This window comes from Rhizobium sp. SG2393, from assembly GCF_042610495.1.
Taxonomy (GTDB): Bacteria; Pseudomonadota; Alphaproteobacteria; order Rhizobiales; family Rhizobiaceae; genus RU20A.
This window is the reverse complement of the sequence record NZ_JBHGAP010000001.1, coordinates 66,603-84,853: the sequence shown is the minus strand read 5'-3', so window position 1 is coordinate 84,853 and position 18,251 is coordinate 66,603. Positions and strand designations below refer to the sequence as shown.

16 protein-coding genes are annotated in these 18,251 nt (G+C 64.3%); 3 read left to right on the top strand and 13 right to left on the bottom strand.

The window, feature by feature from the left end; all coding sequences use genetic code 11:
* Positions 1 to 86: 86 nt before the first annotated feature.
* The 11 genes from ACED18_RS00410 to rpoZ form a co-directional block, all read right to left on the bottom strand.
* Entirely contained in the window at positions 87 to 2,414 is a 2,328-nt protein-coding gene (locus ACED18_RS00410) for a Tex family protein (protein WP_377287933.1), read from the bottom strand.
* Positions 2,415 to 2,736: 322 nt separating this feature from the next.
* Positions 2,737 to 3,792: an NAD(P)-dependent alcohol dehydrogenase gene (locus ACED18_RS00405; protein ID WP_377287931.1), complete on the bottom strand. Its 1,056-nt coding sequence runs from the start codon at positions 3,790 to 3,792 to the stop codon at positions 2,737 to 2,739.
* 119 nt (positions 3,793 to 3,911) lie between these two features.
* A complete protein-coding gene (locus ACED18_RS00400) occupies positions 3,912 to 4,916 on the bottom strand; it encodes a glutathione S-transferase family protein (protein ID WP_377287929.1) in 1,005 nt (334 codons plus the stop codon).
* Between the two features lie 303 nt (positions 4,917 to 5,219).
* Positions 5,220 to 6,161, bottom strand: a complete 942-nt coding sequence (era, locus tag ACED18_RS00395; protein WP_377287927.1) for a GTPase Era — start codon at positions 6,159 to 6,161, stop codon at positions 5,220 to 5,222.
* Positions 6,162 to 6,236: 75 nt separating this feature from the next.
* Positions 6,237 to 6,947: a ribonuclease III gene (gene rnc / locus ACED18_RS00390; RefSeq protein WP_377287925.1), complete on the bottom strand. Its 711-nt coding sequence runs from the start codon at positions 6,945 to 6,947 to the stop codon at positions 6,237 to 6,239.
* The gene (gene lepB, locus ACED18_RS00385; RefSeq protein ID WP_377287923.1) at positions 6,944 to 7,687 is read right to left on the bottom strand and encodes a signal peptidase I; all 744 of its coding nucleotides are present in this window, start codon (positions 7,685 to 7,687) and stop codon (positions 6,944 to 6,946) included. The genes rnc and lepB overlap by 4 nt, the downstream gene beginning before the upstream one ends.
* A 95-nt stretch (positions 7,688 to 7,782) precedes the next feature.
* Positions 7,783 to 8,202 carry a holo-ACP synthase gene (gene acpS / locus ACED18_RS00380; RefSeq protein ID WP_377287921.1) on the bottom strand — a complete coding sequence of 140 codons (420 nt, stop codon included), beginning with the start codon at positions 8,200 to 8,202 and terminating at the stop codon, positions 7,783 to 7,785.
* Between the two features lie 326 nt (positions 8,203 to 8,528).
* Complete coding sequence (locus ACED18_RS00375) at positions 8,529 to 8,681, bottom strand: DUF3563 family protein (protein WP_149736559.1); 153 nt, start codon at positions 8,679 to 8,681, stop codon at positions 8,529 to 8,531.
* A gap of 166 nt (positions 8,682 to 8,847) precedes the next feature.
* The gene (locus ACED18_RS00370) at positions 8,848 to 9,441 is read right to left on the bottom strand and encodes a hypothetical protein (RefSeq protein WP_377287918.1); all 594 of its coding nucleotides are present in this window, start codon (positions 9,439 to 9,441) and stop codon (positions 8,848 to 8,850) included.
* 182 nt (positions 9,442 to 9,623) lie between these two features.
* On the bottom strand, positions 9,624 to 11,837 hold the full coding sequence (locus tag ACED18_RS00365; protein WP_377287916.1) for a RelA/SpoT family protein: 2,214 nt from the start codon (positions 11,835 to 11,837) through the stop codon (positions 9,624 to 9,626).
* A gap of 196 nt (positions 11,838 to 12,033) precedes the next feature.
* Positions 12,034 to 12,435 carry a DNA-directed RNA polymerase subunit omega gene (rpoZ, locus tag ACED18_RS00360; protein WP_377287914.1) on the bottom strand — a complete coding sequence of 134 codons (402 nt, stop codon included), beginning with the start codon at positions 12,433 to 12,435 and terminating at the stop codon, positions 12,034 to 12,036.
* 384 nt (positions 12,436 to 12,819) lie between these two features.
* Between rpoZ and ACED18_RS00355 the strand changes: the two genes are divergently transcribed.
* Positions 12,820 to 13,398 carry an NYN domain-containing protein gene (locus ACED18_RS00355; RefSeq protein WP_377287912.1) on the top strand — a complete coding sequence of 193 codons (579 nt, stop codon included), beginning with the start codon at positions 12,820 to 12,822 and terminating at the stop codon, positions 13,396 to 13,398.
* Between the two features lie 150 nt (positions 13,399 to 13,548).
* Here the strand turns inward: ACED18_RS00355 and smpB are convergent, their stop codons facing one another.
* Complete coding sequence (smpB, locus tag ACED18_RS00350) at positions 13,549 to 14,028, bottom strand: SsrA-binding protein SmpB (RefSeq protein WP_377287910.1); 480 nt, start codon at positions 14,026 to 14,028, stop codon at positions 13,549 to 13,551.
* On the bottom strand, positions 14,028 to 14,912 hold the full coding sequence (gene dapA, locus ACED18_RS00345) for a 4-hydroxy-tetrahydrodipicolinate synthase (RefSeq protein ID WP_377287908.1): 885 nt from the start codon (positions 14,910 to 14,912) through the stop codon (positions 14,028 to 14,030). The genes smpB and dapA overlap by 1 nt, the downstream gene beginning before the upstream one ends.
* Before the next feature lie 268 nt (positions 14,913 to 15,180).
* On the opposite strand from dapA, the gene ACED18_RS00340 reads away from it, so the two are divergent.
* On the top strand, positions 15,181 to 17,277 hold the full coding sequence (locus tag ACED18_RS00340; protein ID WP_377287906.1) for a transglycosylase SLT domain-containing protein: 2,097 nt from the start codon (positions 15,181 to 15,183) through the stop codon (positions 17,275 to 17,277).
* Positions 17,278 to 17,349: 72 nt separating this feature from the next.
* Positions 17,350 to 18,249 (top strand): alpha/beta fold hydrolase, encoded by a 900-nt coding sequence (locus ACED18_RS00335; protein ID WP_377287904.1) that lies wholly within the window; start codon positions 17,350 to 17,352, stop codon positions 18,247 to 18,249.
* The last annotated feature ends 2 nt before the right edge of the window (positions 18,250 to 18,251 follow it).

Below are 18,251 nucleotides of genomic sequence, written 5' to 3'. Positions count from 1 at the left end.
CGGCGCTCCACACGATCTCCCCCCTTGCGGGGGAGATGTCCGGCAGGACAGAGGGGGGTGCCCCGATCACTGCCCCCACCCGCCTCTCACTTCCGCTTCAACGCTTCCATCAGCGCCGCGCCGAGCGCACCCTGCCCTGCCGCGCTGCCACCTTTCGCCGGCGGCGGGCTGGCCTTGGCGGGGCCCGACGGGCGGCGATCGCGCTCGCGGTTGTCGCGCGACGGCGGGGCATCGTTGCCGGCGGAGGCGCTGGAGCGCATGGAAAGGCCGATGCGCTTGCGCGGGACATCGACTTCGGTGACGCGGACCTTCACGACGTCGCCGGCCTTCACCACCTCGTGCGGATCCTTCACGAACCTATCGGCGAGTTGGGAGACGTGGACGAGGCCGTCCTGGTGGACGCCGATATCGACGAAGGCTCCGAAGGCGGCGACGTTGGTGACGGTGCCTTCGAGCAGCATTCCGACCTTGAGATCCTTGATATCATCCACGCCGTCGGCAAAGGTCGCGGTCTTGAAGCTCGGGCGCGGGTCGCGGCCAGGCTTTTCGAGTTCGGACAGGATGTCCTTCACCGTCGGCAGGCCGAAGCGGTCGTCCACGAAAAGCTTCGGATCGAGCTTCTTCAGCGCCGCCGTGTCGCCCATGAGCGAGCGGAGATCCCGGCCACAGGCGGCGACGATCTTCTTCGCTACGCCATAGGCTTCCGGGTGGACGGAGGAGGCATCGAGCGGCTCCTTGCCGTTCGGGATGCGCAGGAAGCCGGCGCATTGCTCGAAGGTGCGGGCGCCGAGGCGCGGCACCTTGAGAAGTTCCTGCCGGCTGGCGAAAGCGCCGTTCGTATCGCGGTAGCCGACAATGGCTTCGGCCGTCGTCTTGCCGAGGCCGGAGACGCGGGAAAGCAGCGGGGCCGATGCCGTATTGAGATCGACGCCGACGGCGTTCACCGCGTCTTCCACGACGCCGTCCAGCGAGCGGCCGAGCTTGCCCTGATCGACATCGTGCTGGTACTGGCCAACCCCGATCGATTTGGGCTCGATCTTCACGAGTTCGGCCAGCGGATCCTGCAGGCGGCGCGCGATGGAGACGGCACCGCGCAGCGACACGTCGAGGTTCGGGAATTCGGCGGCCGCCGTTTCCGAGGCGGAATAGACGGAGGCGCCGGCTTCGGAGACGATGACCTTGGTGGGCTTGGCGCTTGCCGCTGGGAAGGCAGCGAGCATGTCAGCCACCAGCTTTTCCGTCTCGCGGCTGCCGGTGCCGTTGCCGATGGCGATGAGTTCCACCCCATGCTTGCGGATGAGGCTGGCAAGCTCGGCCTGGGTGCCGCGAATGTCGTTCTTCGGCGGGAAGGGATAGACGGTGGTGGTTTCCAGCAACTTGCCGGTGCCATCGACCACGGCGACCTTCACGCCGGTGCGGATGCCGGGATCGAGCCCCATGGTGGGGCGGGAACCGGCGGGAGCGGCCAGAAGCAGATCCTTGAGATTTCGGGCAAAAACGCGGATCGCCTCCTCCTCCGCCCGTTCGCGCAGTTCGCGCATCAGGTCGAGCGAGAGCGACATGGAAAGCTTGACGCGCCAGGTCCAGCCGATGACCTCCATCAGCCACTTGTCGGCCGGGCCGGTGCCGATGGCGAGGCTTGCGGCGATGATGCGCTCGACCGGCTTCACAGGGCTCGTATCGCCCTCGTCCACCGTAATATCGACGCTCAGCACCTCCTCGTTCCAGCCGCGCAGCATGGCAAGCGCGCGGTGGCCGGCGGTGGTCGCCCAGCGTTCGGTGTGGTCGAAATAGTCGGAGAACTTGGCGCCCGCTTCCTTCTTGCCGTCCACAACGCGTGAGCGGAGCATCGCCACCTCGCGCATATGGGCCCGTAGGCGGCCGAGCAGGTCGGCATTCTCTCCGATGCCCTCGGCGACGATGTCGCGGGCGCCTTCGAGTGCTGCCTTCACGTCCGGCACCTCGGCCGTGATGAAGTCGGCGGCCTTCGTCGCCGGCACGAGGCTGCGGTCGGCGAGCAGCGCTTCGGCCAGCGGCCCGAGCCCCCGTTCGCGAGCGATCTCGGCCTTGGTGCGGCGCTTGGGCTTGTAGGGCAGATAGAGGTCTTCCAGCTCCGCCTTGGTGGTGACGGCGGCAATCTTGTCTTCCAGCTCGTCCGTCAGCTTGCCCTGCCCGCGGATCGAATCGAGGATCGCGGCGCGGCGAGCTTCGAGGTCGCGCAGATAAGTCAGGCGTTCGGCGAGCGTGCGCAGTTGCGTGTCATCGAGCCCTTCCGTAACTTCCTTGCGGTAGCGCGCGATGAAGGGCACGGTCGCCCCGCCATCCAGAAGCTCGACGGCCGCCGTGACCTGCTGGGGTCTGGCATTGATCTCGCCGGCAATGATGGCGGCGATCGGCAGGGGCGGTCTCTTCATGGTCGTCTTCCTCGGCTCGTTTGTCGGGCGGACCATAGAGGGTCAGCCGATCATGGCCAAGGCGAGGCGGGGGCGGCATCCACAGGCGGGGTGTAACGCATCACGGCGATATGCTGCGAGGATACCCCCCTCTGTCCTGCCGGACATCTCCCCCGCAAGGGGGGGAGATTAGATGGAGCGTGCTTCTTGCCACAAGCGAGCGTCGCGAAGACCGCTATTGTCGGCGATAGGAGGAGGAGCCCACCACCTGCGGATCTCCCCTTGCGGGGGAGATGCCCGGCAGGACAGGGGGGGGGGCGCCCCTCGCACACTCACCCCCGCCTCACGCCGCCTTCGGCAGGCTCGCCATGTCGATGACGAAGCGGTACTTGATGTCGCTCTTCAGCATGCGGGCATAGGCCTCCTCGATCTTGTCGATCGGGATGATCTCGATGTCGGCGGTGATGTTGTTCTTGCCGCAGAAGTCGAGCATTTCCTGGGTTTCGGCGATGCCGCCAATCAGCGAGCCCGCGAAGTTGCGGCGCTTGAAGATCAGGTTGAAGACGCCGGTTGCCAGCGGCTTTTCCGGCGCGCCGACCTGCACGAGGGTGGCATCGCGCTTCAGGAGGTTGAGGTAGGCATTGATGTCGTGCTGGGCGGCGACGGCATCGATGATGAGGTCCAGGCTGGCGTAGCGCTTGCCCATGGCATCGGCATCGGTGGAGAGCACGACTTCATCGGCACCGAGACGCTTGGCATCCTCCACCTTGGAGGCGGAAGTGGTGAAGAGCACGACATGGGCGCCGAGCGCCTTGGCGAGCTTCACCGCCATGTGGCCAAGACCGCCAAGGCCGACGACGCCGACACTCTTGCCGGGGCCGGCACCCCAGTGGCGCAGCGGCGACCAGGTGGTGACACCGGCACACAGCAGCGGGGCGGCGGCGGCGGGATCGAGGTTTTCCGGCAGGTGCAGCACGAAATGCTCGGTCACCACGATGTGGCTGGAATAGCCGCCATAGGTGTGGCCGCCGGAGATGGTGTCCGGGCTGTTATAGGTCCCGGTGAAGCCGTTTTCGCAATACTGCTCCAGGCCCTCGCCGCAGCTTTCGCAGTTCCGGCAGCTATCGACCATGCAGCCGACGGCGGCCATGTCGCCAACCTTGAAGCGGGTGACTTCAGCACCGACAGCCGTCACGCGGCCGACGATTTCGTGACCGGGGAGCGACGGGTAAAGGCTGCCTTCCCATTCGCCGCGCACCGTGTGCAGATCGGAATGGCAGACGCCGCAATAGAGGATTTCGATCGCGACATCGGTCGGACCGGGATCGCGACGGGAGAAGGTAAAGGGCGCGAGCGGCTTGTCGGGCGCTTCGGCAGCGTAACCGGTGCATTGAAACATGGCGGGATCCTGTCTCTGACGGGCGGAAGGGATGGACGGTCCGGCCGCGAGCGATGATCATCGCGGCTGTCGGACACGTTCGCCAATGTAGGGCAGTTCCCATCGCCAGCAAGCGGCGATCAATCCGCACGCTCGAAAATGCCGCGCGACGGCAGCGCATCCCGGCCATGCGGCGCATCCAGATCCTGCTCAGGGCCGAGTGGCACGATCCGCGTCGGGTTGATATGGGCTATTCCATAATAGCCGCGCTTGATGTGATCGATGCGCACCGTCGCCGAGAGGCCCGGCCACTGGTAGATCTCCTGCAGGTAGCCGGACAGCGCGGGATAATCGGTGAGACGGCGAATGTTGCACTTGAAGGCGCCGTGATAGGCGGCATCGAAGCGGATCAGCGTCACGAAAAGACGGATATCGGCCTCGGTGAAGGTGTCGCCGGCGAGATAGCGGCTTGCGGAGAGATGCGCTTCCAGCTGGTCGAGCATGGAAAAGACATCGGTGACGGCGGTCTCGTAGGCCTCTTGTGTCTTGGCAAAGCCGGCGCGGTAGACGCCGTTGTTCACCTTGTCGTAGACGGGCGCGTTCCACCGATCGATGATTGCGCGCAGGGCTTCCGGGTAGAGATCGCGGCGATTGCCGGTGATGGCGTCAAAGGCGGTGTTGAGGATGCGCAGGATATCGGCCGACTCATTGTTGACGATGCGGCCCTCCTGCATGTCCCAGAGCACGGGCACGGAGACCTTGCCCGTATAGCGGGCGTCGGAGGCGGTGTAGAGTTCGTGCTGGTAACGGATCTTGCCGACGCGCGGGCCGGCATCGACGGGCTCTTCATATTCCCAGCCATTTTCGCCGAGTTCCGGCAGCGACACGGAGAGGCCGACGACATCCTCCAGCCCTTTCAGCACCCGCATCATCAGCGTACGCGAGGCCCAGGGACAGAGGTAGGAGACGAAAAGCTTGTAGCGCCCGGCCTCGGCCGGCAGGCCACGCGCGCCATCGGGACCGGCGCTGCCATCCGGCGTGATCCAGTCGCGAAAGCGCGTGGGCTCACGATGGAAGGCCCCGCCCTTCATCTCGCTTGCGGCGACATCACCCTTTTCCCACTTCCCATCGACCAGTTGCGGCATGGATTTACTCCCGTAAACGGCGCCCGCAGGGGCTTCGCATGGCTTGTCGCATGGCACGATTGTTCACGGAAGACGGGGAGATAGCGACAGACCGTTCAGGGAAAGCGGACGGTGGCGGGAGGCGACCAAAGACCTGTCGTCATGCCGGACTCGATCCGGCATCCAGCGCGCGATGTCTATCGCGCGGTAGATTCGTCTTCATAACTAGCATCTCTTTTCAGCCCGCAGGCGCGAGCTGGCTGGATCCCGCACCAGGTGCGGGATAACGGAGGACGCGACGATCGCATCCTCCCTCAACGCCCCTCACCCCGTCGGGAAGTCGAGCCCCATTTCGCGGAAGCGTTCGGGGTCGTCGCCCCAATTTTCGCGGACCTTCACGAAGAGGAAGAGGTGGACGGGTTGTTCGAGGATCTCGGAGATTTCGCGGCGCGATGCCATGGAGATGGATTTGATCGCTTCGCCGTTCTTGCCGAGGGCGATCTTCTTCTGGCTGTCGCGCTCGACATAGATGACCTGCTCGATGCGCACCGAGCCGTCCTTGCGCTCTTCCCACTTTTCCGTCTCGACGTGGGAGGAATAGGGAAGCTCCTGGTGGAGGCGCAGGAACAGTTTTTCGCGGGTGATCTCGGCGGCGAGCTGTCGCATGGGCAGATCGGAGATCTGGTCTTCCGGGTAGTACCAGGGGCCCTCCGGCAGTTTGGCGGCGAGGTAATCCATGAGGTCCTTGCAGCCCGAGCCCGTGGTCGCCGAGATCATGAAGGTGCGCTCGAAGGGGACGGCCTCGTTGGCGGCGGCGGCGAGCTTCAACAGGTCTTCGGGGCGCACGCGGTCGATCTTGTTCAGCGCCAGGATCTTCGGCTGCTTGACCTCCTTCAGACCCTCGAGGATCTGCTGGACATCGCCGGTCAAGGCGCGTTCGCTGTCGATCAAAAGCAGGATGACATCGGCATCCTTGGCGCCACCCCAGGCGGTGGTGACCATGGCGCGGTCGAGGCGGCGGCGCGGCTTGAAAATGCCGGGCGTGTCCATGAAGACGATCTGGGCGTTGTCGTGGATCGCGATGCCGCGCACGATGGCGCGGGTCGTCTGCACCTTGTGGCTGACGATCGAGACCTTGGCGCCGACCAGATGGTTGACGAGGGTGGATTTGCCGGCATTGGTGGCGCCGATCAGCGCGACGAAGCCAGAGCGGGTCGGCGGATTGCTGGCGCCGGAGATTTCGGTGTTTTCGGTCATGGGGTCCATCTTATCAGGCCGGCGCGCCGGACGCACGCATCATTGCGGCGACGGGCAGCAGGTGGCCAAATCGTTGAAGGCTTTTCAGGCGCCGGGCTTCCAGACGCCTTCGCGCTCCAGAAGCTTCGTCGCGGCCTGCTGCTCAGCGGCGCGGCGGGAGCGATCGGTGCCGGTTTCGGGCGCGATGCCATCGACCTCGACCGTCACGGTGAAAACGGGGTCGTGGTCCGGGCCGCTGCGGTCGTCGATTCGGTAGCGCGGCGTGGTCGCGAATTTCGCATGCGTCCACTCCTGCAGCTCGGTCTTGGCGTCGCGGCGGGCATTGCCGGCCTTCAGGGCCTTGTCCGACCACATTTTGAGGACGAATGTCCGCGCAGCCTCCAGCCCGCCATCGAGGTAGATGGCGGCGATCAACGATTCCACTACGTCGGCGCGCACGTTCAGCATCGCCTTGCCGGTGAGCTTCTTCACATCGGCGCCGGTGCGGATGAAGGCGTGCAGGCCGAGATCATCGGAGACCTCGGCGCAGGTTTCGGCGCTGACCAGCTGGTTGAAGCGGACGGAAAGCTCGCCTTCGCGGGCCTGGCCGTAGCTGCGGAACAGGAGTTCGGCGATCACGAGGCCGAGCACCCGGTCGCCGAGAAACTCCATGCGCTCGTAGTTCGACCCCTTCTGGGGCTTGGCGCTGGAATGGGTGAGCGCCCGGTCGAGGCGCTCCTTGTCGGTGAATTCGTAACCGACCAGCGCCTCGACAGCGGCGCGAACCTCCGCAATCGGCGGCCGCGGCTTCTTCATTCGACGCCCTTGAAGATGCGGTCGTAACGCAGGTTCGCCGGCCACTTCCAGATTTCGCGGAACGAGGTACCGCCACCCAGCGAGAAGAAGATCAGGCTGGCACGGCCGACCAGGTTTTCGGCCGGCACGAAGCCGACGTCGAAGCGGCTGTCGGCGGAGTTGTCGCGGTTGTCGCCCATCATGAAGTAATGGCCCGGCGGCACGAGGAATTCGCGGGTGTTGTCGCCGCGGCTGTCGGGATACTGGTCGAGCGTGTCGAAGGAGACGCCGGTGTCGAAGGTCTCCTTGTAGACCGGCACGTCGGCGCCGGTGTCATATTGGTCGTCGGCGCGGAAGGCGCCGTCGGCGACGCGCGGAACCGGCTGGTCGTTGATGTAGAGAATGCTGTCGCGCACCTGCACGCGATCGCCCGGCAGGCCGACGACGCGCTTGATGTAGTCGATGTCGGGGTTCGGCGGGAAACGGAAGACAACGATGTCGCCGCGCTTCGGGTCCGAGCCGAACAGGCGGCCGGAGAAGATGTCGGGCGAGAACGGCAGCGAGTACTTCGAGTAGCCGTAAGCGAACTTGTTGACGAAGATGTAGTCGCCAACCAGGAGCGTCGGCATCATCGAGCCCGAGGGAATGGTGAAAGGCTGGAACAGCAGCGTGCGGATCACCACCGCCAGCAGGAGCGCCTGCACGATGACCTTCACATTTTCCCACAGACCGCTCTGCTTGGCTTGCGTCTTCTCTGTCACGCGCGTCGTTTCCTTCGTGATCTCAAAGGGCGAAAAACACCCGAAGGCGAACGGGCGCGGCAAGGCCGGCCGGTCCGCCAATGATGGATTTTGCTCTAACCGCTTCCTTCGGCCGGAGCAACGGGCAGCGCCTCAATAATCACGAAGGCCTGCGCGAGCGGAAAGTCGTCGGTGATGGTCAGGTGAATGCGGCTGACATGATTTTCCGGCGTCATTGCGGCAAGCCGCGCGGCCGCCCCACCCGTCAGCGCCATGGTGGGCTTGCCGCCCGGCAGGTTGACGACGCCCATGTCGCGCCAGAAGACGCCTTGCGAAAGGCCGGTGCCGAGCGCCTTGGAACAGGCTTCCTTGGCGGCGAAACGCTTCGCGTAGGAGGCAGCGCGGTTCTTGCGCGCCTCGGATTTGCGGATTTCGACCTCGGTGAAGCATCGGTGGGTAAAGCGCTCGCCGAAGCGTTCGAGTGACTTCTCGACGCGCCTGATGTCGATGAGATCGCTGCCGATGCCGATAATCATGCTGCAACTTGCCCCTGCCCGCCGGGCCTTTTCATCTTGCCTGCCGAATGCATGTGGGAGGAGGATGCTTCGGAAGGCCAGACATAGGCCGGCTTCGGGGCACTGGCTAGGGCCTGCGCACATTTGCAAGGCCCTGGGGCGCCACACGCCTTGTGTCGCGCCATTTCTGCAATGGGGACGGAGCGCTCGATGTCGTCGCGTTCCCCTCACCTGCCCGCCGATACCGTGCCCTCATGGCACACCGGTGAAACGGGCGGGACATTTCGTCTTTCATCTCCCGCCATGCACACAGCGCATGGCAGGCTTGCCGCTTGCGACCGTCCTGATCAGAACGTGTGGCGGAACATGCCGCGGTCGACCTGACGCTGGCGGTATTCCAGGTCGATACGGTCGGTGGCGCCGTTCAGGTAGGCAAGTTCGCGTTCTTCAGGCGACGGTACGCGGAGAGCGCGGCGGATCTTCTTGAGCTGGTCAAACATGGTAGCCTCTTTCGGTTACCTCCCGAGCCAGAAGATAGGTGCATCGCATCGATTCCACCAACGCCGATTGGCGGAACCAGCCCTGCGCCTTGCGCATGACGCCTTAACAAATTGCCCTCTTCTGCCCAAGAGTTATGCAATTCGGTAAGGAATGACGCCGACGCGATCAGGGTGCGGGTGGGCTGCGGGTCAGTTTGAAGCGCATGTCGTCGCCGGCCGCGATGCCGGCGCAGGATGCGGCCGGAACCGGCTCGAGCCGGAAACGCCTGTCATCGGCACCCATGCGCGCGCCGGGCGACGGCTCTTCTTCTCCTCCGCACAGCGCAAGATCGCGCCCCGGCACGAAATAGAGGCGTCCGGCCGCATCGCGTTCCAAGGCGAAGCTGCCGCCATCGCATTCGATGCCGCAGGAAAGGCGATCGGCCTTGCCGTCGACCGCACTGCAGGCGCCGGACAGTCGCACCGGCTCGGATGTCTTGCGGAAGGTCAGGGAGAGATCGAGAATCACGGGGGCGTCCTGCCATTCGTCGCGCGTGGCGAGGATGATGACGGCGGTGACATTCTGGCGGGGATGGGCGGAGAGATGCGCCTCGTCATAGCGGCGCTCGAAACAGGTGGCGGCGAGACGACCGGGGGCGAGCGGCGCGCCGAACAGGAAGGTCTCGTCGCCATCGGCCGCCATGGCGGGCGCGACGGCGGCGGCAACCAGCGCGGCGCCGAGGGCAATCAAAGTGCCGGACAGCCGGGCAGATGCCCGCACCGGGCCAGCCCTTTTGGCGATTGGCGTTTCAGATCCCATTGTTGTCCCTTCCCTGCCGAGCGCACCGCGTGCAAGCCGGAATGGCGAACAGCGACCCTACCGCCCGTCATCCCCTCGCCCAAGCTGTGCCACCGGGCGCCGGCGCTGCCTGTTCCCGCGGGAACCGGCAGCGTGCTGCCGCATCACGAAAAGACGCGCTTGACCCCGGAGATCGCTGGAAGTTCGCGCAACTGGGTGATGAGGTGGCTGAGCTGGCGCAAATCCCAGACCTCCAGATCGAACTGCATCTCGCTGAAATCGGCCGCGACGCGGCCCATGGACAGCGAGCGGATATTGACGTCGCTGGTGGCGATCGCCTGGGCGATCTCGGCGAGACTGCCGGGCTCGTTCAAGGCAGAGACGGCAACACGGGCCATGAAGCGGGTGTTGTTGGCCTCGTCCAGATCCCAGCGCATGTCGATCCAGCGCTCCGGCTCATCCTCGAAGGTTTGCAGGCTCGGGGACTGGATGGGGTAGATGGTGATGCCCTTGCCCTCTTCCATAATGCCGACGATACGGTCGCCCGGCACCGCACCACTTGGCGAGAAGGTGACCTCGGCATTGCCGGAAAGGCCGCGGATCGGCAAGGCGCTGGGGCCCGTGCCGTCCTTGGCCTGGTCCGGCAGCTTGAAGGCAATGCCGGCCGCGCTCGGCATGTTGAACCAGCCTTCCGTATTGGTGCGCTTGACGGTGACGCGCTCGTCCTGGTGATCGGGGAACATGGCGCGCAGAACATCCAGCGAGGAGAGTTCGCCGCGCCCGACGGCGGCGATCGCGTCTTCCGTATCCTTCTGGCCGAGGCGGTGCAGGACGGGCTTCAGCGCCTCGCGCGAGAAAGTCTTGCCGGAGCGTTCGAAGGTGCGCTCCAGAATGCGGTGTCCGAGGCCGGAATACTGCTTGCGGATGGCGGCACGCGTGGCGCGGCGGATGGCCGCGCGCGCCTTGCCGGTGACGACGATCTCCTCCCAGGCGGCGGGCGGCACCTGAATGCCGGAGCGGATGATCTCGACTTCGTCACCATTGTTGAGGCGGGTGACGAGCGGCATGATGCGGCCGTTGATCTTGGCGCCGACGCAGGTGTCGCCGATATTGGTGTGGACCGCATAGGCAAAGTCGATCGGGGTCGCGCCGCGCGGCAGCGCGATCAGCTGGCCCTTCGGCGTGAAGCAGAAGACCTGATCCTGGAAGAGTTCGAGCTTGGTGTGCTCCAGGAACTCCTCCGGATTGTCGCCTTCGGCCAGCGCCTCGATGGTGCGGCGCAGCCAGGAGAAGGCGTTCGACTGCGGCTTGGCGCGTCCGGTCTCGTCCACCGTCTTGTTCTCGCCGTCCTTGTAGAGCGTGTGGGCGGCGATGCCGTATTCGGCGATCTCGTGCATGTAGCGCGAGCGGATCTGCAGCTCGATGCGCTGGCGCGAGGGGCCGACGATGGTGGTGTGGATCGACTGGTAGTCGTTCTGTTTCGGCGTGGAGATATAGTCCTTGAAGCGGCCGGGCACCACGCGCCAGCGGGTGTGGACGATGCCGAGTGCGCGATAGCAGGACGGGACGTCATCAACGAGGATGCGGAAGCCCCAGACGTCGGAAAGCTGCTCGAAGGAAAGCGACTTCGACTGCATCTTGCGGAAAACGGAATAGGGCTTCTTCTGCCGGCCCTTGACCTGCGCCGTCACCAGTCCTTCGGCGCGCAGCAGTTCGCGCAGTTCGTCCTCGATCTTCTTGATGAGACCCTGGTTGCGCTCGGAGAGTTCGTCGAGACGCTTTGTCACGGTCTCGAAGGCTTCGGGGTTGATGTGGCGGAAGGAGAGGTTTTCCAGCTCCTCGCGCATGTCCTGCATGCCCATGCGGCCGGCGAGCGGCGCATAGATCTCCATCGTCTCCTCGGAGATGCGGGCGCGCTTTTCCGGCGACATATGGTCGAGCGTGCGCATGTTGTGCAGGCGGTCGGCAAGCTTGACGAGCAGCACGCGCACGTCGTCGGAAATGGCGAGCAGGAGCTTGCGCAGGTTCTCGGCCTGCTTCGCCTTCTTGGTCACGAGATCGAGCTTCTTGATCTTGGTGAGACCTTCGACCAGCGCACCGATATCCTCGCCGAAGAGTTCGTCGATCTCGGCACGCGTCGCGGTCGTGTCCTCGATCGTGTCGTGGAGAAGGGCGACCGCGATGGTCGACTCGTCGAGATGCATCTCGGTGAGGATCGCGGCCACTTCCAGCGGATGGGAGATGTAGGGATCGCCGCTCGCCCGCTTCTGCTGCCCATGCTTCTGCATGGCATAGACATAGGCCTTGTTGAGCAAAGCCTCGTTGACATCGGGCTTGTATTTTTGAACGCGCTCAACGAGCTCGTACTGACGCATCATCCGCGGGGGACTCCTTCGGCAAACGCCACATCCGCGACGCAGGCCTCTCATCTCTTTGGTTCATTTTGGCCATGCCCGCCGCCAGTGCAAGCGGCGAAGACGACAAAAACAAAGCGCGCCAGCCCCGGCAGGGATTGGCGCGCCCGATCAATGCACTGTCACGCCCGGCCGCCTCTCGTGCGGCCCCGGCTCCAGATCAGTAGTCGTCGCTCTTTTCCGGCGGAACGAGACCTTCGATGCCGGCAAGAAGCTCTTCTTCCGACATGCGGTCGAAGGTCATGGCTTCCGGCTGGTCGTCGTCTTCGGCGCCTTCGGCAACGGCGGAGGCCGCAGCGATCAGCGACGACGGATCGGGCTCGGGCTCGTCCACTTCCACGTGCTTCTGCAGCGAGTGGATCAGGTCTTCCTTGAGGTCGTCGGGCGACAGCGTCTCGTCGGCGATTTCACGGAGCGCCACGACGGGGTTCTTGTCGTTATCGCGGTCGATGGTGATCGGCGAGCCCTGCGAGATCTGACGGGCGCGGTGGCTGGCGAGCAGCACGAGCTCGAAACGGTTGTCGACCTTGTCGATGCAATCTTCGACGGTAACGCGGGCCATGAAACGTCCTTATCTAACTCCGGGCAACGCCTCTGGCGCCACCAGATCGGAAACGACTGCGCGACCGGCCGCAGGCAGGCACGCGGCTTGTCTGCTCCGGTCGCGAATGATTGATCAGGGCGATACAGGCAAAAACGGTGGATATCAAGTTTTTCTTCCAGCCGTTTTGCGGTCGAAAGCGCTCTGTCAGTCGCCATCCGGCCTCATCCAGTCGCAACATCCAAAGAATGGGGTCGGGAAATATGATGAATGCGCCTGTGCAAGGTGCCCGCAAATGGTGTAGTCAATGACGGGAAAGCACTTTTCGAAAATGACATATTTTGGGTGTTTCAATTTATTACAGGCTCCGGCTTCAGGAGCCATAGGCAGACGACAGGAAGACGGATGTTCGATCCCCGCGAAAAGATTGCATTGTTTATTGACGGGGCGAATCTCTACGCCGCGTCCAAGAGCCTCGGGTTCGACATCGACTATCGCAAGCTGCTGAAGGCCTTCCAGAAGCGCGGTTATCTGCTGCGCGCCTATTATTACACGGCGCTGATCGAGGATCAGGAATATTCCTCGATCCGCCCGCTGATCGACTGGCTCGACTATAACGGCTACAAGGTCGTGACGAAGCCCGCCAAGGAGTTCACGGACTCGCTCGGCCGCCGCAAGGTGAAGGGCAACATGGATATCGAACTCGCCATCGATGCGATGGAGCAGTCAGAGACGGTCGATCACCTCGTCATCTTTTCCGGCGATGGCGATTTTACCACGCTTGTGGAAGCTCTTCAGCGCCGTGGTCGCAAGGTCTCCGTCGTTTCGACCATGTCGACCCAGCCGCCGATGATTGCCGATGATCTGCGCCGCCAGTCCGACCATTTCATCGATCTGATCACGCTGAAGGCGGAAATCGGCCGCGACGCCACCGAGCGGCCTGCGCGCGTCCTTCATGAGACCGCCCATCAGGATCCGGTCTGATTCAGACTATCGCCCTGCCCCGCCACGTTTGACGGGTGCACGCATGCGCCGGCGGTGTGGCCGTTCTGCAGCGCGCCACGGCCTGGCGACGACGCTCGCCACACCCGCGCCTTCAGCCTTTCAAATTGGCAGACGATATCCGTGAAAGGGTCAGCCGCGCTCGCGCAGCAGGCGGCCCTTCTGGCGGTTCCAGTCGCGCTCTTTTTCCGACTCGCGCTTGTCGTGCAGCTTCTTGCCCTTGGCGAGCGCCAGCTCCAGCTTTGCCCGCCCCTTGTCGTTGAAGTAGATCTTCAGCGGCACGAGCGTCATGCCCTCGCGATTGATCGAGGCACGCAGGCGGTTGATCTCGCGCTTGGACAACAACAGCTTGCGACGGCGGCGCGGCTCGTGATTGAAGCGGTTGGCCTGGAGATATTCCGGCAGATGGGAGTTGATCAGCCAGATCTCCTCCCCCTCGTCGGAAGCATAGGATTCGGCGATATTGGCCTTGCCGTCACGCAGCGACTTGACCTCCGTGCCGGTCAGGACGAGACCGGCCTCGTAGGTATCGACGATCTCATAATTGAAGCGGGCCTTGCGGTTTTCCGCGACAATCTTCTTGATCGTGCGTTCGCTGCCTTTGGGTGCCATCAGTTCAACAATCCGGCGTGACGGAGCGCAGCGTCGAGCGCGGCTTCCGTGGAAGATTCAAGCGTCGGCAGAAGTGGCGAGCGGACTGTGCGGCTCATCCGGCCGAGGCGGTTCAGAGCATATTTGGCCCCGCACAGCCCGGGTTCAAGGAAGATGGCCTTGTGAAGCGGCATCAACGTGTCCTGCAGGCTGAGCGCCTTGGCGAAATCACCGGCAAGGGTCGCTTCCTGGAACTCGGCACAGAGCCGCGGCGCGACATTGGCCGTGACCGAAATGCAGCCGACGCCGCCATGGGCGTTGAAGCCGAGCGCGGTCGCATCCTCGCCCGAGAGCTGGACGAAATCGGGGCCGCAGGCGCCTCGCTGTTCGGAGACACGCTCGATCTTGCCGGTGGCATCCTTGACGCCAACGATGTTGGAATGGGCCTTTGCAAGCGCCGCCATGGTGTCCACGCTCATATCCACGACCGAGCGGCCGGGAATATTGTAGATGATGATCGGCAGCGTCACCGCCTGGGCAATCGCCGAATAATGGGCAAACAGGCCCTTCTGCGTCGGCTTGTTGTAATAGGGCGTGACGACGAGGATGGCGTTGGCACCGGCCTTTTCGGCATGGCGGGCAAGCTCGATTGCCTCGATCGTGTTGTTCGAGCCGGCCCCGGCAATGACGGGAACCCGGCCGGCAGCCGCACGGATGCAGAGCTCAACGACCTGCTTGTGCTCTTCATGCGACAAGGTGGGAGACTCTCCCGTCGTGCCGACCGGCACGAGGCCGTGGCTGCCCTCGCCGATCTGCCATTCCACATGGGCTACGAAGGCATCGACATCCACCGCACCCGTTTCGGTGAAGGGCGTTACGAGAGCGGGAATCGACCCCTTGAACATGCGTCACTCCTGAAGCGGCCGGAAAGCAGACCGTGACCCGCTTTGGCCTTATTCCAAACGTAGAAAATCCGGCGCACAATAATCATATGGGCCAGTGGCAGCAAGCGCGGAGTGACGGAACCGGACCGCGTTTACCCTGCTTTCCGATGCCGCGGAAATGACGGGGTCGTGAAGCCGGAATTTAAGACTTGGTTAAGCTTTCCGGGCGGTAAATTGATCGTAGAACGCAACGGCGAAAGTCCTTGAGACGGACGGACGTGGAAGGACGATGACGAAAACGGGGCTGACATTTCTTTGTCTGACGCTGGCGCTGGGAACGGCTGCGCCGGTGCACGCGATCGAGCCGAACGCGCTCGTGCCGGTGCCGAAGCTCCGTCCCGGCGCGACGGCGTTCGCAACGGGAGAACCCGGCGACATCACCGGCTCCATTCCGCGCAACCAGCCGCAGCCAGGTGCCGGCCTTCAGATCAGCCCCGCACCGCCGAGCCCGACGGCGATCCTTCTCAAGTCCGGCCTCGATGCGCTGTCGAACCGCAAGCCGCTCGATGCAATCGCTGTGCGAGACGGCCTGCCGGACGGGCTTGACCGGCATATTCTGACCTGGGCGATTGCCATGTCCGGCCAGAAGGGCGTGCCGTCGCAGTTCATCGCGAGCGCACAGCGCGAGCTTTCCGGCTGGCCTGGCCTCCAGGGCCTCAGGGCTCTCTCGGAAAAGGCATTGCTCGTCGAGAAGGCCGCGCCGCAGGATGTGGTGGCCGCTTTCGGCACATCACGGCCGGAAACCACGGAGGGCACTATCGCGCTCGCGCGCGCCGATATGGCACTCGGCAAGACCGCGGAGGCAGCGCGCCTGATTGCAGACCTCTGGCATGACGAGGGACTGGCGAAAGATCAGGAAGACGCGATTCTTGGTGAATTTGGCGGTCTTCTGAAGCCCGACGATCACCGCCGGCGGATGGAAATGCTGCTCTATCGCGGCCGCGCCGATCAGGCAAAGCGCTTCTCCGAACTCGGCCAAGCGCAGTCGCTTTACAAGGCGTGGGCAGCGGTCATCCGCAAGGCGGCCAATGCCGACCAGTTGATCGCGGCTGTCGATGCCTCCTGGAAGACATCGCCGGCCTACCTTTTCGTGCGTATCGAGAACCTGCGCAAGAAGGAGGATTACGAGGGCGCGGCCAGGCTTCTTGCGACACTGCCGTCCGGCCGCGACGGGCTCGTCAATCCCGGCGAATGGTGGAACGAACAGCGGATCGTCAGCCGCGGGCTGATGGATGCCGGCGATTTCGCTGCGGCCTACAAGGTGGCGGCACGCCACGTGGCACTCAAATCGACCGACGTGATCGATGCCGAGTTCCATGCCGGCTGGTATGCGCTGCGTGGCCTGAAGGATGGCAAGACGGCGGCGCGGCATTTTCAGGCGATGCTATCGCAAGCGAGCCAGCCGATCTCCATTGCGCGCGCCAATTACTGGCTGGGCCGGGCGGCCGAGGCCGGCGGCCCCGGCGATGCGCAGGCCTATTTCCGCAAGGCGGCTGCCCATCCCACAACCTTCTACGGCCAACTGGCGGCCGCACGTATCGGGCAGAAGCAACTGAACGTCGCCTATCCCCGGCCGACCGATGCCGACCGCGCGCGATTTTCAAGCCGCGAAGCCGTGCGCGCCATCGACCGGCTGGAAGCAGCCGGCCATGCCTGGCGGGCGGACGCGCTCTACCGGGCGCTTGCGACCCAGATCGACAGTCCCGGCGAACTCGCGATCCTCGCGACCCGGGCGGAGAAGGCGCGCGGCCATTCGCTGTCGCTGCAGATCGGCAAGCTCGCCTATGGGCGCGGCATCGATGTCGCGGCCTTGGCCTTTCCGGTCGGCGTCATTCCACCGACAGCCAATATTTCCGCTGCCGGCAAGGCGCTCGCCTACGCGATCGCGCGGCAGGAAAGCGCGTTCGATCCGAGCGCCATTTCCCGCGCCGATGCGCGCGGGCTCCTGCAGATCCTTCCCGGCACGGCGCGCGGCGTGGCGAGCCGGATCGGGCTCGCCTATTCCGCTGACAAGCTGACAAGCGATGCCGGTTACAACGCGACGCTCGGGGCGCATTATCTCGGCGAGCAGATCGCAGACTTTGGCGGCTCCTACATTCTGACCTTCATTGCCTATAATGCCGGGCCACGCCGCGTTCCCGAGTGGATCAACCGCTATGGCGATCCGCGGGGCCGACCGATCGACGAAGTCGTCGACTGGATCGAGCGCATTCCCTTTGGCGAAACACGCGGCTATGTTCAGCGCGTGATGGAGAATTATCAGGTCTACAAGGCACGTCTCGGCCAGCCCGTGGACATTGTCGCAGACCTCAGACACGGTCGCTGACAGTTGCTGCCCTCCCCCGCCGCCGGCACGAGGCGGTATCGCGATCGCAAGGCAAAGCGGGAGGCATAAAGCATGGATCAGGGGCAGGCTCTGCGCGGAGAGGACATCCTGTTTGCCGCAAACGACGGTCTTGCGCTTTACGCCCGCGACATCCGGCCGGCCGCCGAAACGACGCTCTGCCCCGTCATCTGCCTGCCGGGACTGAGCCGGAACGGACGAGACTTTGACGGCATTGCGCGGATGATTGCCACGGCACCGAAGGGCGCACGACGTGTAATCCTGCCCGACAGCCGCGGCCGGGGCCGCTCCGCGCGGGACCCTGATCCCACCCACTATACGGTCGGTCAGGAACTGGCCGATCTCGTGAGGCTGATGGAGGTTCTTTCGCTGCGGCGGGCGGTCTTCATCGGCACGTCGCGCGGTGGCATCCTCCTGCATCTGCTCGCCAGCCAGGCCCCGGACACGATCGCCGCCTGCGTTCTAAACGATATCGGCCCCGTGATCGAGACCGGCGGCTTGCTGGCGATCCGGGATGCGTTGAAACCGGGGCGCACTTTCATCGACTTCGCGGCGGCGGCAGAGGCCTTGCGGGTCCGCTACGGCAGGCAGTTTCCAGGCCTTTCAGAGGCTGACTGGGCGGAGATGGCACGGGCCATCCATACGGAACAGGACGGCGTGGTGGTCCCCGACTTCGATCCGGCGATCATGGCACCCTTTGCGACGCTGACGGCTGAGACCGTGCTGCCGAGCGCCTGGCCCAACTATGAGGCGCTGGCCCGGAAACCCGTCCTCGTCGTTCGCGGCGCCCTGTCCGACATTCTCTCTGAGGAAACGGCGAGCGAAATGGTCCGCCGCGGCGAAGGACGGGCCAGGCTCGTGACGGTTCCCGGCCAGGGGCATGTGCCCCTCCTCCACACTGAACCCGCCGCCTCGGCAATCCTCAGCTTCCTGGCCACGAACGCAATCGATTGACG

Excerpts from the sequence above, each read along its gene's own strand:
- ACED18_RS00410 (WP_377287933.1), bottom strand. The coding sequence starts at position 2,414 with ATGAAGAGACCGCCCCTGCCGATCGCCGCCATCATTGCCGGCGAGATC.
- ACED18_RS00405 (WP_377287931.1), bottom strand. The coding sequence starts at position 3,792 with ATGTTTCAATGCACCGGTTACGCTGCCGAAGCGCCCGACAAGCCGCTC.
- ACED18_RS00400 (WP_377287929.1), bottom strand. The coding sequence starts at position 4,916 with ATGCCGCAACTGGTCGATGGGAAGTGGGAAAAGGGTGATGTCGCCGCA.
- era (WP_377287927.1), bottom strand. The coding sequence starts at position 6,161 with ATGGACCCCATGACCGAAAACACCGAAATCTCCGGCGCCAGCAATCCG.
- rnc (WP_377287925.1), bottom strand. The coding sequence starts at position 6,947 with ATGAAGAAGCCGCGGCCGCCGATTGCGGAGGTTCGCGCCGCTGTCGAG.
- acpS (WP_377287921.1), bottom strand. The coding sequence starts at position 8,202 with ATGATTATCGGCATCGGCAGCGATCTCATCGACATCAGGCGCGTCGAG.
- ACED18_RS00375 (WP_149736559.1), bottom strand. The coding sequence starts at position 8,681 with ATGTTTGACCAGCTCAAGAAGATCCGCCGCGCTCTCCGCGTACCGTCG.
- ACED18_RS00365 (WP_377287916.1), bottom strand. The coding sequence starts at position 11,837 with ATGATGCGTCAGTACGAGCTCGTTGAGCGCGTTCAAAAATACAAGCCC.
- rpoZ (WP_377287914.1), bottom strand. The coding sequence starts at position 12,435 with ATGGCCCGCGTTACCGTCGAAGATTGCATCGACAAGGTCGACAACCGT.
- ACED18_RS00355 (WP_377287912.1), top strand. The coding sequence starts at position 12,820 with ATGTTCGATCCCCGCGAAAAGATTGCATTGTTTATTGACGGGGCGAAT.
- smpB (WP_377287910.1), bottom strand. The coding sequence starts at position 14,028 with ATGGCACCCAAAGGCAGCGAACGCACGATCAAGAAGATTGTCGCGGAA.
- dapA (WP_377287908.1), bottom strand. The coding sequence starts at position 14,912 with ATGTTCAAGGGGTCGATTCCCGCTCTCGTAACGCCCTTCACCGAAACG.
- ACED18_RS00340 (WP_377287906.1), top strand. The coding sequence starts at position 15,181 with ATGACGAAAACGGGGCTGACATTTCTTTGTCTGACGCTGGCGCTGGGA.
- ACED18_RS00335 (WP_377287904.1), top strand. The coding sequence starts at position 17,350 with ATGGATCAGGGGCAGGCTCTGCGCGGAGAGGACATCCTGTTTGCCGCA.